Genomic DNA, 15837 nt, shown 5'->3' on the forward strand with positions numbered 1-15837 from the left:
AGATCCCATCGCAAAGCAGACGTAGTACAATCATGAACGCCTCCGAAGTTAGTGCTCTTAACTTAGGTGGAAGTCCTCGGAGATCCGATTGTCCAGATCAGATTTCCGGGGCGTGATATCCACCTGCGGAATATCTTACACAGATTTTTGATTTTTTGGAATATCAATTTTTGAAGGGAGTAGCGCCTTTAGATTTGGGGCGTTGCTGATTGGAGGAATGAATCTGTGGGAAGTGTCCATCTTTTCGCCCCCTAAATCCCCTAAAATTGGGGGACTTTGAACCTTGGGTTTCTCTCCGCTTTGGGCAATTCATCCCCTGATTCAGCAACGCCAGATTTGGCGAGGTCGTTTGGAATGGGGGAGATTAGAGAAGACAATACGGAAATGGAAGCTTGAGGATTGTAGAAGGAATCAGGCGCACCAGCACAAACTGTAACTGCAACCAAATTGGGAGAGTAGAAAATGGGATTTCTCATCATTAAAGGTGTCTTCAATCCAAAAAGCGGTTTTCCAGATGGTGACTCTGTGAGATTTTTGGCTGATGATGACACCCTATTTGACCAGTTAGAAGGACAAGTTGATATTAAACCAGGCGGAGAAGTACAACTTCGATATGAAGCCATCGACGCGCTAGAAAAGGCAGCGAAAAAACCTTTTTCATCCGATGCGACTGAAGCCAATATTGAACTATTGGGTGGTAATAAAAATGGATTGCCAGGATACATCTTGTCTAGCCACACGGACAAAAACGGCAGACCTGTTTGCTTTGTGTTTACAGGCAATTCACCTAATGCAGATGGTACAGATGTTTTCTTAGAGGGCGACTTACTTAAGCAAAGTATCAATTATCAACTGCTAATAGAGGGGTTGGTTTATCCCATGTTCTATGAGACGCTCTATAAAGAACTGCGGGATGAGATGACTGAAGCTGTGAAAGTCGCTCGGCAGGCAGACAAAGGGATTTGGGCGAAAGATGCATCGACTAAAGGAGTCACCATCAAACCGCCAGTCAATCTTGCCGAACTCCCTCCTATCTTTCCAAAACTATGGCGACGACTGGAATCATTCTACGGTCGCCCTTCAAATAAAACAAAAACGGTGCGGCAGTTTGTTGAATCTCTAGCACGAGGAAGCGATCGCTTGTTCACGGTTCCCGATCAAAGATCAATTAAATTTTCTACCGCGATGAGCGTCAGCGGAGACAAATTAAAGCTACAGTACAAACCAGAAGAGTTGATATTCCGCGAATAAGCTGAGGATTCTTGTTTGTTCGCAGATTTTCTCAGTCGCTGTTGTACTTCAAAATTCCACTGTACAAGTCGCTAAAAGTTGATCTGTTTGAGGTTCAGGGTCATCTACGGCGAGTGATTAGGAATGTTAGTCGTCTTGCCACATGAACTGCACACTAGATCCGTAAAAGAGTAGAAGAATAGAAGGACTCAGGTTTGAACCTTATTGAATAATGACTAAATCGCTCGGTCAGCTTATCAAGTTCTTTCTGTATGGTCTGTTAATTATTACAGCCCTTCTCTCGGTCGGTGTTCTATTTTGGTGGCGCTATCCCCTGGAGCTACTCAGCAATTTTCGAGTGTATTACCTCTTACTTGCGGGTGTGCTGGCGATCGCATTCTCAATTTATCAAGTTAAAGGATTCCGCACTTGGCTGCCGCTGCGGGTTTCTTTGGCGTACGCTGTAATTTCATAGCTCTAACATCAAGCGAATTCACGTTAAACCTGGCTGGCTTGTCCGAGTTGTGTTAAGAAGCGCATAGCTTTGGCAATGTAGCTGGCACAGTCGTAGGGTGAACTTTCATAGAACGATCGCCAGGCAACTCCTTTATGTTCATCGTAGCGATCGCTTAAGTGAATATTTTTATCAATCCAGGCAAGCCGAACTGCATGGCCCACTAATACATCCAAGACGATATACTCTTCAATCCTCAAATCAGGGTTGCGTTCAGTCAGAGTCGATAACTCCATGAGGGCTTCTACATTCACTTGACGGTATTCGGGTGCTTGAATTTTGTTTAACAAGTGTTCTACTTGCAGTGCAAAATTCTTTTCGCCAGCAGTCATTTCCATGATCAGAGATTCACTATCGAGGCGGTTGCGTCGCTCTAATTTATCACCGATTACCAATCCCTTACAGTGATGTAAAAGCTGCCATACGCTGGGGTAAAAATCTTTGGGAACTCGATTTAACGCACCATCTAATTGACGTTTGCGCCACCAATCTTGATTAGCAGGTTCGACTTCGGTTTGTTCATCTAACATGACGACCCAATCGATACCGCGATCGGGCAGTTTTACCCGCAGCGATTCTTGTTTAAACAGGGCGCGATTAAAGTCAGCATAGCTTTCGAGAATCTGTCGGAGTCGAGTTTTGATCTCAAATGGACTGAGGCACATCAATTGTTCATACGCTTCATCCTGGGTGACTTTGAGTTCTTGGGCCAGGTCACTGGTCATTAAGAGAATCAAATAGCCAACTCGTAACGTGAGCAATCCTTTAAATAAATCCGGCTCCGATTTGATCAGTAAACTGAGATAGATTAAAGTCTCTTGAGTGAGGACGCGATCGCGAATATCTTCTCGACAAAAGTGACGAATCTTTTCCAACACTTCTGTATAAGGAAGCGGCTGCATAATCAGCGAATCTTCACTATAAGCGCGACCGACAGCGATCTGTTTTTGTCGCACTACAATATCCGTCACCGCATCGGACAGTCCCACATCAACCTTATCAAGCAGCCCCGCCGCCCGCCGCACTACACCCCAATAGGGTGACCCTGATTTATCGCCTTTACTGGCTTTGGCGTAGACCTCATTGAGTAAGTCCATCACGGTGACGAGAGCAGACCCAACCTGAGTATCAAAGTTTAATCCCTTTAGGCGGGTCAGGGTGCTGAGAAGCTCAATTTGTTCATATAGATTGGTTGACTCGCGCAGATTGTTTAATAAAGCATCGACATCAGTTTCATACTCCAATTTGAATTCTTGAGTGAGGCTGAGAGGATAATTTTTCTCTAAATTGTAGGGTAGATAATACTTTGTGACTGTGAGCGCCGTGACGGAGGAAGATTCAAACTCAAAATCATATAGAGAATCGATTCGCTCAGTCCCAGACGTTAGCATAATTTGATTGAGGCGACCTAGCTGGACGGGTACATCTCCACAAAGCCCTTCTTGAAATTCTTGTACAAGATTGAGCAGCGCTTCTCGTCCGAGGTCTAGCATTTCATTAGTCAGCAGCAGCGTCATCGTCGGTCTGCCCAGATGATTCCAGTGGCGATGGATGTAGGCGAGTTCGCTTTTGATGCTGGAAACCAGAAAGTGATAATCGAGCGTTAGATAGAAGCGCTCAGGTTCTAAAAAGGACGGCAGGAAGGCGATCGTTTCTCCACAAATTTTGAAGATTCTAGAGGTGGTTAGCCCTCGCATTCGGCGCATGGGTCGTCCACTCAGCCCCAGTTTATCGTTGCGTCCGACTTGAGCGTAAGCGGCGGCCAGTTCTCTCGCATGACGAATTTGGATCGGTTCGACTTGCTTGAGAGTTTGAGTTTCGATATTATTGGCGGCGAGTCGAGTTTGCAGCGCCTCGTTTTCGGCCAGCAGCGCGATTTGAACGGTGGCTTTACGAATTTGTCCGATGCGAAGATGGCAGCCGATCGGATCGACATCGCCCACCGCCAGCAGCCCATCACTGAGCATTTGTGCCAACAGATAGAGACTTTGGGCCCAGACTAACGGGACGTTTTCGTTGGGAATGCGCGTCTGAGTGTGAGGTTTGGCTTTTTCAGCCTCGATCGCCGCCTCTGGCACAATGTACAACTCAGGCAGCAGTTTTAAGCCGTCTCGCTCGACGACCAGCCGATCCAAAAGTTGCAGATATTCTTGAGCCTGCAAGCGATCGCCGCGAAATAATCCATCCAGCGCCAGGTAAGTGAAAAACAGCGGCCATTCACACTCGATATGTTCAAACTGCTTGAGTTCCCACGGCTCATAGTGGAGGCGGCTAGTGTCTTCTAAGACGGTTTGGTGTCCGTCACGCAGGAATCGCTTGCAGCCATAGTTGCCTTCCAGAAGGTCAATGATTTTGTTGCGGGTACGATCGACCAGTTCTTCATCTTCGACCGCAAACGCGGGATAACCGATCGCACTCAACAGCGCCGCATCGACTTCTTTGGAACTTGATTCTCTGGGCAACAAGGATGCCAATGTCGTGCGACAGCGGGCGATTTCGTCGGGTAATACGTGAATAACAGAAGTCTGACTCCCTCGCACGCCGAACAGATTTAGCCCATTCATTGCTTCAAGAGCCGCTTTGGCCATGCCCACAGAACTGGCGTTGAGTTCGGGGTTGCCGTGATTAATTTTGTTGCCTCGTTCCCAGATGCCAAAGTCGGGTGTGCGGTAGGTGCGTCCGATGTAGTAGACGAGATTTTGAATAAAGTTGACTTCATCTAGAGTGAAGACGATCGCCAGCCCCGATGAGGTCATCTGCGCCAACATCAGCAAAAAAATCGACGTGGCATCCAGTTGCAAGTGACCCCATTCATCGTCACCCACGACGACATCCCCCGTATCTGTATCGTATTTAGCGTGAAGCGCATCCAGGGGAGCCTGATTTTCTTTAAATTTCTCGACCTTTTTGGACTGGCGCATCATCGCAAACAGCAAGCCCCGCATCAATTTGATGACGCTGTGTTCTAGCTCAAAGGTGCGTCCCAGGTCAGTATCTAATTTGCGATACGCGAGTCCCAATCCCCAGACGGCGAGAATGCTGTAAACGTTGTCTCGTACCCAGGCATCGGTGTAGTCTCCGTGAGCGTTGACGGCCGTACTCGCAGGGAGCAACCCAGAAATGGGGTTTTGGCGACTAAGAATAATCGCTCGAACCTGCTCATAGTAATGGTTGAGACGAGTCTCTAAATCGCTGGGTTTGACTGCCATACTCTTCCTAAATGAAGCCATCAAGGATAAACTTCTGAATCACCCTGATCCAGATCCCTATATCTTATGAGCTAATGGGTTGAGGTGGGAGGATCAGCGATCGCATCAGATTATTTTTTGATTCACAGTCCTTCAAAATTGGGAGGTTGGGGGGCAGAAGTGCCCAATAACGAAGCGAGAAAACTCCATCGAATTCGCGTTTCATGAATGTATGCAGCTACTTTAGACGCATCGGAGGGATTTCGTTTGCTTCTAGAATGACAACTTTTCCATCTTGCCAGACAGCGATCGATTCTCCAAGTCTGCGGTGGCGTTCGAGGGCTTGAGCGATAGCAACTTTGACACCCTCTTTGATTTTTTGATGTTGAATTCTGATTTCGGCTTCAGTCACAGTCGCTCCTGTTGATTTGAGTCCAGGTGTCTTGATCATAAATAATGGGAGGCTGCGTGATAATACCTTCCGCAACTAACTGATATTCCGATGCTGAGTTATCAAAGACGATCCAACCGTACAAAGTGGTAGGTACAGTTCCGTTAAGTTTCTGCGTCCTCGTTCGTTTGTGGAAGGTTCTAAACTAGAGACAGCAATTCCAGAAAATCTCAGGAGGTTGGGATTATGAGTTTGTCGTTGCAAGAAGTGTTGCAGGAAATTGAGCAACTGACACCGGAAGAACAACTGGAAGTGATCAGCCATGCAGCAGAGCAATTGAAGCGCCGCGCAGTGGCTCAAACTTACTCAAAGCGGAGTTGGCAAGAGTTGCGGGGTGCTGCTCCCAACGTGTTAGGAGGACAAGATGCTCAAGCATGGGTAAATCAGTTACGTCGCGAGTGGGATGAACGAGAAAATCAGGTAGTTGAGGGGCTATGAAGCTTGAGATCGCTTTTCAGCAGGTGAGCCGATTATTTCTAGATTCGGCCCCAGTAATTTATTACATCGATCAGTATCCTGCCTATCTTGCCATCATGGATGCGGTATTTGACCATATAGAGTCGAGTTTGATTCGCGTGGTTACATCTCCAGTCACCCTGAGTGAATGTTTGATCTTACCAATTCGTCAAGGTGATTCATTTCAACAACAAGTGTTTACCGTCGCGCGTAAAACCCCTGTGCCTAGGGATGTAAGCGCGGGTGGTGACGAGTTGATGCTTTGAGCTATGCGAAACGCAGTGAGCGAGTGATTGGCGAATGCCTTCGGCTAGAGCTACGTAACGACGAGGAACCACTACTCTCTCAAGCATCCAACAGATTAGCCCAGAATCTCTCGTCTTGACAGAATCTTCACGACTGACATCTATCTTTCAAACATATAAGGTAGTATGACCATACTAATGCGAGATGCGCCTAGTGGAGTGTTACAAGCACCCCACTGAGACGGCTTCCCCCATGTTGAAGAAACCAACAAAGGAGCAAACAAAATTATGCCGGATTTTCTAAGGGCTAAACCATTAAAACTATTGACGTTTCTCCTCCTGCTAACAGCGTGTGAGCCAAATGAAATGTACCCAGTTCCAGTAGGCGGCGGCAACGGAGGGAGTTACAGTGCGCCTTCTCAGTCAGCACCCGCGCCGACTCCACTGGCACCCGTTAGCCCAATGCCAATGCTGAACGATCCAGAAACAGAAGAAGTTGTAGAGGAAGTTGTAGAGTACGATGAGCCAATTCTTGCATCAAGCCCAGAAGAAGCAAATCGAATCTGTCGAGAGAAAGCTTTAAGAGATGGTGTTGAGGTTTCCTGGGTGCAGCAACCATCAAAACCAAAGCAGGGAGCCAATCAACAATATCGCTGCTGGTTCAAAGCCACTCAATCAAAGGAGCAAAAATGAACGCAATTGAACAACTTGAAAGCCTAAGACTTCCTGTTGGGGCGAAACCAGGGCAAGCCATCTTGTTTGTTGATTTAACAGAAATTGACAATTCCTCAGAAGTGCTACAGCAACTCAGCTTGAATTACGAAATTAGCCTTCGATATCTGGAAACAGCAATCGGACTGCACGTAGTGGCTGTTTTGAGGGAGTTTGCCGACATCACCGATGAACAGCATGAGAAACTGCTAGAGGAATGGGAGTCTTTAGCGACTCGGATAACCCCCGACGACCCAAACAAAGCTGTTCGTCTATGGCGTGGACACGCAGGCAAAACTTCGCCTAAGGATGCTGCGTGAACTACCCCACCGCATGGCGGATGGGGCTTCCAATTTCAACCGGAACAGCCTGAGACACGGAAGATTTCCTTCCAGCCCTCGGACTTACATTCCGTCCATTGGCAGTAGCGCTAGTCCCTAACGCTAATACTCGCAAGCCTTCATCTCGAATGTTGATAGCTGCATTCACGTCTCTATCATGCTTTGTTTGGCAATTGGAGCAAGTCCAGCTACGCACATCGAGAGACAGGCTACCGACTTGATTGAGGCAAACGTGACAAGTCTTACTCGATGGGAAAAACCGACCGATTTCTAAGTAGGTCTTCCCGTCTTTTTCCGCCTTGTATTTTAGTTGTCTGGTAAATTCTGACCAGCCACAATCACTGATTGCTTTGGCTAAACAGTGATTTTTCACCATGCTTTTGACTGCCAGATTCTCAACAACGATGACTTGGTTTTCGTTCACCAGTTTGCGAGATAGCTTGTGCTGGAAGTCTTTCCGAGAGTTTGCAATTCTTTCATGTACCCGCGCCACAACGCGACGCGCTTTCTTGCGACGATTTGATCCTTTTACTTTGCGAGACAGCTTTTGCTGCTTACGCTTCAGATTCTTAGCCCGCTTTTTCAGAGGCTTAGGATTATCAAACTTAGAACCGTCTGAAGTGATAGCAAAGTGAGTTAGACCGACATCAATACCAACCGCCTTACCGTCTGAAGAAATCTCAATGTCCGGTAAGTCATCATCAAATAGCAGAGAGGCGTAATACTTCCCTGCGTGATTCATGCTGACGGTGACAGTTTTGATCTTGCCCTCAAATGTGCGGTGAATCTTGGCAGAAACAACGCCTAGTTTGCCGGGGAACTTCAGTTGATTGTCGTCAACGATTTGGACTTTTTGAGGGTACTGGATTGATTGCTTATCATGCTTCGATTTGAAGTTTGGGAACGATGCCCGTCCCTCAAAGAAGTTGACAAACGCTCTAGACAGGTTTAGCGACACGCTTTGCAGCACTTGACTGTAAGTTTCGCCTAACCACTCATACTCTTTCTTGAGAGCAGGTAGTCGGCTATTCATTCCGACTTGAGATAAGCCTTTTCCTGTCTCTTTGTAAAGTTCATTCGTTGTGTTCAGCGAATTATTCCAGTACCAACGGGCACAACCAAACGCCTGTGATAGCACTTGTTTTTGTTCGGTAGTCGGATAAATTCTGACCCTGACAACGTTCTTCATGTTGCTATTTTAACACGAATTCCATTTGTTGTAAATTCGTGCTGATATCAAAGAGATTGGGGCTTGCGCCCCTCGCTATCCATCCCCACCGTATAGACGGATGGGGAATTCCGCGAGAAGAGTTAATTTTCTTCTCTCTGTCCTCATTCTTCTCACTTTTTGAAGGACGGAAGAGGAAGGGAAAAAGATCAGAAATTCAAGATACGGCTTCCTTTCTTTCTTGTCCTCCGTCCTCGTTTTCTTTCTTGTCCTCCGCCCTCCGTCCTCGTTCTTCCGTCCTCCATTTTGTTTCCAACTAATCCGATTTGAAGTAATCGGTAAACCTGAAGCTGCGGGTTACGGTAGAAATTCTGAGGTGTTTCCAACTAATCCGATTTGAAGTAATCGGTAAACCGGACAGGGAGAACGAAGAAAGACTTTCTTGGTGTAAGTTTCCAACTAATCCGATTTGAAGTAATCGGTAAACGTAAAGACAATTTTTCAAACGGCAATGGGCTTGTCTTTGTTTCCAACTAATCCGATTTGAAGTAATCGGTAAACTGCCCGCAGTTCAGTTTAGCCAAGGCAACAGAACCTTTAGTTTCCAACTAATCCGATTTGAAGTAATCGGTAAACGTCATTTATTACGGTAGCTCTGAAATCATTGAACCTCAAGTTTCCAACTAATCCGATTTGAAGTAATCGGTAAACCGGACACTTTCTTCTTCCAATTTGAAAGCGGCGGTCGTGAGTTTCCAACTAATCCGATTTGAAGTAATCGGTAAACTTGTTTGCGCCAAGTCAAACGGTGTTGAACAATAGTTCGTTTCCAACTAATCCGATTTGAAGTAATCGGTAAACAGGCGGCGATGGAGACGACATCCTGAAAGGCGGTGTTGTTTCCAACTAATCCGATTTGAAGTAATCGGTAAACACGCAGCAGCAAGGTCAAGGTCAAGGTCAAGCACAGGTGTTTCCAACTAATCCGATTTGAAGTAATCGGTAAACGACGTTGCGTGGGATCATGATGAAAGTTGCTCAACGAAGTTTCCAACTAATCCGATTTGAAGTAATCGGTAAACACTTTGAAAGAGAGGCGGCGCAAAGAGAAATAGCCCAAGTTTCCAACTAATCCGATTTGAAGTAATCGGTAAACGCGACCATGTTCGTCAAAATCGATGAACAGAAGGAAGAAAGTTTCCAACTAATCCGATTTGAAGTAATCGGTAAACCTGTCCGCAGGTCAAGTATGGGCAATCGAACATCCAGGTTTCCAACTAATCCGATTTGAAGTAATCGGTAAACGTGGGGCCTTATGCGCCACGCAGTTGATGTGAAAAGTTTCCAACTAATCCGATTTGAAGTAATCGGTAAACATCTGGCGGGAACATTTCCAATATTAACGCCACTGCTGGTTTCCAACTAATCCGATTTGAAGTAATCGGTAAACTATATGCCAAGCGAGGAGGGTTATGTTCCGATCTACTAGTTTCCAACTAATCCGATTTGAAGTAATCGGTAAACTTGATTGTAACCGCCGTTTTAGCGGTTTTAGTGTTTATTGTTTCCAACTAATCCGATTTGAAGTAATCGGTAAACGGTTGCATTCCAACTCCTCCTAAGCCCTCAACGGTGACAACGTTTCCAACTAATCCGATTTGAAGTAATCGGTAAACTCAGCATCACCTTGTCAGAATGGATATATAGTATTGGTTTCCAACTAATCCGATTTGAAGTAATCGGTAAACTTTGAGGGATTGGAGCATAAGAGTGGCACAGTTTGGCTGGCGTTTCCAACTAATCCGATTTGAAGTAATCGGTAAACACCAAGATCCCGATGCGAAATGTGAGAACCTTAACAAGTTTCCAACTAATCCGATTTGAAGTAATCGGTAAACCTGTGTTAAGCAGCAACGTGTGCAAACCCTTCTATTGAGTTTCCAACTAATCCGATTTGAAGTAATCGGTAAACCAGGGATCACTTGTCTGCCCCAACCAAGCTTCATCTGTTTCCAACTAATCCGATTTGAAGTAATCGGTAAACAGCGCGAAAAAGCTAAAAGTAGAAAAGAGACGTTACAGGTTTCCAACTAATCCGATTTGAAGTAATCGGTAAACTAGTGGAGACTCTGGGACATCTGTACAACTATCATTAGGGGTTTCCAACTAATCCGATTTGAAGTAATCGGTAAACAACTTTTAAAAAAAGAACAACAAATCATGCACTTATTGTTTCCAACTAATCCGATTTGAAGTAATCGGTAAACTTCTGTGGAAGCGGAAGAGGAGTTACGTTTGATTGTGAAGGGGTTTCCAACTAATCCGATTTGAAGTAATCGGTAAACTATAATGCGCTAACATTTCTGGTTGGAGTCGCTGTATATTCGTTTCCAACTAATCCGATTTGAAGTAATCGGTAAACTGCTTGCTTTTCGCTCTAGTCAGCAGCTTGCTGATAAGTTTCCAACTAATCCGATTTGAAGTAATCGGTAAAATTCCGATTTTCTCCAAGGTGGATTCGGCAATGACCAACTATGTTTCCAACTAATCCGATTTGAAGTAATCGGTAAAATCACCCCCCAGAGAGCCTTCTCCTGGAAAGCGTTTCAAGCCTCAAAACCACAGAGGGTCTTTTTGCTTGTGAGATCAGTATAGCATTCAGGCAAAAAATAGAGAACTCATCAGCCAAAACCTTTATGCAGCAAGCGATCCACAGAGGTCAACGAAAGAATGTGGCTTTCAGCGATCCGCCGACCTGTGTGGCAAAGCAGAGTTTCTATCAGAAAACATGCGGATCTCGGCCCCCAAAAAACACAGAAAAGCTCAAACAATGTAACAAGTTGGCGGTGGTTCAGGTAACGGACTGCCAATGGTCAACACCCGCGACACCGCATCCTGCGAAATCCAATAAAACCGCACACTGTCTTCTGATGCCTTCACCTTGCCCTGCACCTTTTGATAAAGTTGCCGCATTTCCTCCAAACTCAGAAAACACTCAAACACCGAATATTGCACCCGTCGCCCATGCCCCTCCAAAAAATTTGAGAGCTTTAGCCGCCTCTTATCATCAGGAATGTCATAAACCACAACCACCAGCATCATCCTGTACCACTTTAGATTTTAGATTTGCGATTTTAGATTGAAAGAAGTTTGTTGAGCAAAACCTCCCTCTTCCGCCCTCCCTCTTCCGCCCTCCTCAAATTAACGTGAATTCGATGAGAGTTTTTCGCTTCGTTGTTCACGGCTTCTGCCCCCCAACCCCCCAATTTTGGGGGACTTTCAGAGAGGAATTCTGGTTCAAAGTCCCTCACTCGTGGGGGATTTAGGGGGCGTTCCTGAATCTAAAAGCGAAGCGAAGCGTTCATCGAGCTGACATCAAATTACTCTCCGAAACGCCTCATAACCAGAACTCCCCAGCAGAGCCTTCACATACCGCTTCACCTGAAGCTGAATCACCCGTCGATAAGACACAGACGTTTGCACATCGGGATGAGACACCGTTTCACAAATCCGCGCCTCAAAATGCTTCAAAAACGTTCGCCGCGCCGCATTCTCCAAATAAATGCCACCCCCCACCTTGGGATAAGTAAAATCAGTCGGACTGAGAATCTTCTGATTTACTAGCTTCATCACCAACGTATCCACAATGGGAGACCGAAACTCCTCCATCAGATCAAACGCCAAATCCGCCCGTTGCCGCTCCATACCATGCAAATTGCCCAAATACGGATTCAGCCCCTCCGCCAGCAGCAAACTAAACACATTGTTGAGCAGCAGCGTATAGCCAAAACTCAGCAGCGCATTCATCGGATCTTTGGGCGGATGAAAATTGCGCTCCGTAAACGTAAACCCTGGATTGACAATCAGCTTACTCAGCGCTGAAAAATACTGCGCCGCCCCCGCTCCCTCATATCCCCGCACCTGATCGATCGAAGCCGCATCATCCAACCGTCCCACCGATTCCCGCAATTCATCAAGTCGAGCGATCGCAGTCACGACTTCTGGAAATTGCCGCTTTCGATTTAGCCGTAGCAGCCCTTGCTTAGAGTTCCAGAGTTTCCCTTGCACAATCGATTTCGCGATCGCCAGCCGAAACGCCTGATCTTTCTGACGCTCAAACTGCGCCGTCTCCAGCGTGAGATTGGCAGATTCTGCACTCCACAAATGCCCCTTGTAGTCTCCCAATTGCGTCAGAAACACCACAGGGATCTTCAACTCCAGACAGGTCGAAATCACAGCCGTCGTCAGTTGAATATTGCCAAACACCAAAATTCGCTCAACTTCTCGAATCGGAATTTCAAGTTTCGGCTCTTTGGGCGGCTGCACCACAAAGCACTCCTGTTCGCGACTCATCACCGTTCCCTGTTGAACTAGATAAAGCGTTGCCATATCAATTTTCCAAGTAGTTTCATCCGAAGCGATCGACACGGCACCCTGATCTCGCACCTGATAGCCCAGCACCACAAACAACGGCGGCGGGATCGGAGTCTGCGCGGACTTCAGCGCCTCAACCATGGCCAACTGCATCTGGGTCGGTCGAATCATCGGATCAGCATGAACCAGCCGTAGTCCGTCATCTTTTGCCCTAGTCAGGTTCTGAGTTTGGGCAGGCTTTTTGATCTGCACGACCACCGTTTTGGCAAACGCATGTCCCAAAAACCGAAAGCCGCGATCGAAATTAGTCACTTGCGTCTTTTCTGGATGCAATTTCAGCTTCATTGCACTGAGCAAATCAGCAACCTCTTGCTTGGCCTCAATGATTCGCCGCTCTGTGCGCGCCATCACCAAAAAATCATCCACAAAGCGAACCACTTTTAGCCCCAGTTCCGTCAATTGTTCATCCAAATCATCCAAATACACATTGGCAAGAATGGGCGAAACCACCGCACCTTGGGGAATGCCTTTTTGCCGCATCACTAACCCTGCACTCGTCAAAACAGGAGCCGTAATCCAAGACTCAATTAGCGTTAAAAACTTCGGCTCATCCAACCGTTCTCGCACTTCTGCCAACAAGCGATCGTGCGAGATTTCGCCAAAATAATTCACAATGTCTGCATCCAAAACCCAGGTGTGGTCGCGATCGCGCCACTGGATCACCTGCCTCACTGCCGCCAGATGCGATCGTCCGGGGCGATAGGCAAAACTACACGACTCAAACTGAGGTTCGAGCAGAGGATGCAGCACATTCAGAAGCGCTTGCTGCACAATACGATCTCGAACCGTTGGCACGCCAAGTTCTCTGAGTCCCCCCGATTTTTTGGGAATCAAGATTTGTCGCAGAGGCAACGGGCGATAGGTTCCGTGAGCAACAGCTTGTTGAAGAACACCGATCGATTGCTCTGCTCTAAGGGCGAAATGCTCGATCGTTTCCCCATCCACACCTGCACAGCCCCGATTTTCTGCAACGTCCTCCCAGGCAATCCGAAAGTTCTCAAAGCTGAGAAAGCGATCATAAAAAGCCATCACGTCTCATATCAATTCAAAGATTCGCTACAAATGCTTCGGTCTAGAGATTGCCCCTACCTCATTTGCAGGATTCTCGGTTCTGTGTTGTATTCAGGATTTAAATGAGTATCGTTTATCGTCTCTTCACTTCGCCCTATTTATGCCATCAAATCAAACGCCTTGACTCCAGTTGGCTAGATCAGGCAGGGGCCTCTCTGTTTGGCTCGTCTACTTCGGTCTCAAACAGATCGGCTAAATTGCAGCATTGCAGCAGTTGGGCACTTTCTGGAATTAAGGAATCTTGCAGCTTGTATACTTGCTGAAGAATGGCCAATTCACGCCCATATTCTCGCTGAACCGTCTCGATCGTTTCCTCTGGTGCAGTCGTCAAGGGAGGCGTTTTTAATAAGTAGAGCGCCATATTGATGTTTGACAAAGGGTTTCGTAGCTCTTGATAAAAGTGGTTGAGTAGACCATCGCGAGTGCCAGAATTTTGCTCCGATGCGGAAGTTTGAGACACGTCGGGACGAGATCGATCGCTGGCTTGCTGTCTCGCGATCGCTTGTCTACTAAAGCGTTTGAGTAGTGCAGATTGTTTGGCTAATCGTCCTGAAATCGCCCCCAAAAGCTCAGTTGCAGTACAAGGCTTGGTGAGATAGTCATCCGCCCCCAACTCCATGCCGTATCGAATATCAGACTTGGTGCTTCTGGCGGTCAGAAAAATAAAGGGAATCCCAGCCGTTTCGGGAGATTTTCGCAAATGCGTCAAAACAGAATAACCGTCTAAATCGGGCATCTGCACATCGCACAAAATCAGATCAGGATGATGCTCACGAGCAAGATTAACCCCCACATTTCCATTCTCTCCACCAATGCCTCGAAAGCCCTCAGCTTCTAATAAATCTAAAATTGATTCTCGAACCGTTTGTTCGTCTTCAATGACTAAAATTGTTTTCATTGCTTGCCTGCATCCTCAACGGCAGTGTGACTGTAAAAGTGGTGCCTTTTTCGACTTCGCTGACGACTTCAATCGTGCCGCCGTGTAAGTCAACGCACTGTTTGACGATCGATAACCCTAACCCAGTACCCGGAATGCCATGTACATTACTGGCGCGGTGAAAGGAGTTAAACAATTGTGCCTGGTCACTTTCTGGAATACCAATACCGTGGTCTTGAATACGGAAAATTGCATTCTCTTGATTACAGATTAAATCAATTAAGATACTTTCACCTTGTGGAGAATACTTAACTGCATTTGAAAGCAGATTAGTCAGGATGTGTTGTAACAGTTTCTCGTCTAAGTAAGGGAGTTGAATATCATTTTCTGATGGATTAATTGAAATGCCTTTATACTCAAATTGAATTATGCAAGGCTTTACTTGTGACAGTTTTAATTCTTCGATTAAGTCCTGACAAAATTGGATTAAATCGATCGGTTTTGGCTTGTATTGCAGTTTGCCTGCTTCGGTTTCTCCAACGAGCAAAACTTCGTTAAGTAGCTGATTCATACGCCTGACTGAAAGTTGAATGCGCTGAAGGTAAGTTGTTTTTTTGGCATCCGTTAATTGGTCTCCGTAGCGCTCTAAAAGCTCGGTCGAAAAGAGAATTGCGTTTAATGGATTACGAAATTCGTGAGAGACAACGGAGACAAATCTCGATTTGAGTTCATGCACTTCTCGTTCTTTGTCGAGAGAAGCTTGAATTGCGGTTTCGGCTTTGTGACGGGAGAGCGCAATCTCGATCGTGGTGATCAATTCTCGGTCTTCAAAGGGTTTGAGAATATAGCCAAAGGGTTCTGTAATTTTTGCGCGACTGAGGGTGTTTTCGTCCGCGTGAGCCGTTAGATACACAACAGGAAGATGGAAAGTTTGACGGATTTTCTCAGCCGTTTCTACGCCATCTATTTCGCCGCGCAGCCGAATATCCATCAGCACCAGATCAGGCTGAAATTGAGCAACATTTTCTAACGCCTCAACCGCACAGGTCGCGATCGCCACCACTTCATAACCTGCATTGAGCAAGCTGCTTTGAATATCTAAAGCAATGATGCTTTCGTCTTCTACAATCAGGATCTGAGCGGCTGGCATG

General features: G+C 46.4%; 13 protein-coding genes and 1 CRISPR repeat array. Of the genes, 6 read left to right on the forward strand and 7 right to left on the reverse strand.

Going from position 1 to position 15837, the window contains the following annotated elements:
* Nucleotides 1-462: 462 nt before the first annotated feature.
* Both ACJ2PR_RS22490 and ACJ2PR_RS22495 read left to right on the forward strand, forming a co-directional pair.
* On the forward strand, nt 463-1251 hold the full coding sequence (locus tag ACJ2PR_RS22490; RefSeq protein WP_446861363.1) for a thermonuclease family protein: 789 nt from the start codon (nt 463-465) through the stop codon (nt 1249-1251).
* 211 nt (nt 1252-1462) lie between these two features.
* Nucleotides 1463-1705 (forward strand): hypothetical protein, encoded by a 243-nt coding sequence (locus ACJ2PR_RS22495; RefSeq protein ID WP_446878624.1) that lies wholly within the window; start codon nt 1463-1465, stop codon nt 1703-1705.
* A gap of 23 nt (nt 1706-1728) precedes the next feature.
* Here ACJ2PR_RS22495 and ACJ2PR_RS22500 read toward each other — a convergent pair whose 3' ends face one another.
* Both ACJ2PR_RS22500 and ACJ2PR_RS22505 read right to left on the reverse strand, forming a co-directional pair.
* Nucleotides 1729-4953, reverse strand: a complete 3225-nt coding sequence (locus ACJ2PR_RS22500; protein WP_446878625.1) for a glycoside hydrolase family 15 protein — start codon at nt 4951-4953, stop codon at nt 1729-1731.
* 217 nt (nt 4954-5170) lie between these two features.
* Nucleotides 5171-5383 carry a hypothetical protein gene (locus ACJ2PR_RS22505; protein ID WP_446878626.1) on the reverse strand — a complete coding sequence of 71 codons (213 nt, stop codon included), beginning with the start codon at nt 5381-5383 and terminating at the stop codon, nt 5171-5173.
* A 186-nt stretch (nt 5384-5569) separates the two neighbouring features.
* Between ACJ2PR_RS22505 and ACJ2PR_RS22510 the strand changes: the two genes are divergently transcribed.
* The 4 genes from ACJ2PR_RS22510 (at nt 5570) to ACJ2PR_RS22525 (ending at nt 7115) form a co-directional block, all read left to right on the forward strand.
* Nucleotides 5570-5821, forward strand: coding sequence for a hypothetical protein (locus ACJ2PR_RS22510; RefSeq protein WP_446878627.1), 252 nt, complete (start codon nt 5570-5572; stop codon nt 5819-5821).
* Nucleotides 5818-6105 carry a hypothetical protein gene (locus tag ACJ2PR_RS22515; RefSeq protein WP_446878628.1) on the forward strand — a complete coding sequence of 96 codons (288 nt, stop codon included), beginning with the start codon at nt 5818-5820 and terminating at the stop codon, nt 6103-6105. Before ACJ2PR_RS22510 ends, ACJ2PR_RS22515 begins: the two co-directional genes overlap by 4 nt.
* Before the next feature lie 267 nt (nt 6106-6372).
* Nucleotides 6373-6777, forward strand: coding sequence for a hypothetical protein (locus ACJ2PR_RS22520; protein WP_446878629.1), 405 nt, complete (start codon nt 6373-6375; stop codon nt 6775-6777).
* Complete coding sequence (locus tag ACJ2PR_RS22525) at nt 6774-7115, forward strand: hypothetical protein (protein ID WP_446867834.1); 342 nt, start codon at nt 6774-6776, stop codon at nt 7113-7115. Before ACJ2PR_RS22520 ends, ACJ2PR_RS22525 begins: the two co-directional genes overlap by 4 nt.
* A 1-nt stretch (nt 7116) precedes the next feature.
* Here ACJ2PR_RS22525 and ACJ2PR_RS22530 read toward each other — a convergent pair whose 3' ends face one another.
* The 5 genes from ACJ2PR_RS22530 to ACJ2PR_RS22550 form a co-directional block, all read right to left on the reverse strand.
* Entirely contained in the window at nt 7117-8325 is a 1209-nt protein-coding gene (locus ACJ2PR_RS22530) for an RNA-guided endonuclease InsQ/TnpB family protein (protein ID WP_446878630.1), read from the reverse strand.
* A 287-nt stretch (nt 8326-8612) separates the two neighbouring features.
* Nucleotides 8613-10876: direct repeats of the CRISPR family, unit length 36 nt; unit sequence GTTTCCAACTAATCCGATTTGAAGTAATCGGTAAAC.
* A 251-nt stretch (nt 10877-11127) separates the two neighbouring features.
* Nucleotides 11128-11406, reverse strand: coding sequence for a CRISPR-associated endonuclease Cas2 (gene cas2 / locus ACJ2PR_RS22535; protein ID WP_446878631.1), 279 nt, complete (start codon nt 11404-11406; stop codon nt 11128-11130).
* A gap of 273 nt (nt 11407-11679) precedes the next feature.
* Nucleotides 11680-13767 (reverse strand): CRISPR-associated endonuclease Cas1, encoded by a 2088-nt coding sequence (cas1, locus tag ACJ2PR_RS22540; protein WP_446878632.1) that lies wholly within the window; start codon nt 13765-13767, stop codon nt 11680-11682.
* Nucleotides 13768-13948: 181 nt separating this feature from the next.
* On the reverse strand, nt 13949-14707 hold the full coding sequence (locus tag ACJ2PR_RS22545) for a response regulator transcription factor (protein ID WP_446878633.1): 759 nt from the start codon (nt 14705-14707) through the stop codon (nt 13949-13951).
* Nucleotides 14685-15836 carry a hybrid sensor histidine kinase/response regulator gene (locus tag ACJ2PR_RS22550; RefSeq protein WP_446878634.1) on the reverse strand — a complete coding sequence of 384 codons (1152 nt, stop codon included), beginning with the start codon at nt 15834-15836 and terminating at the stop codon, nt 14685-14687. The genes ACJ2PR_RS22545 and ACJ2PR_RS22550 overlap by 23 nt, the downstream gene beginning before the upstream one ends.
* Between the last annotated feature and the right edge of the window lies 1 nt (nt 15837).

This window comes from Phormidesmis sp. 146-33, from assembly GCF_052939515.1.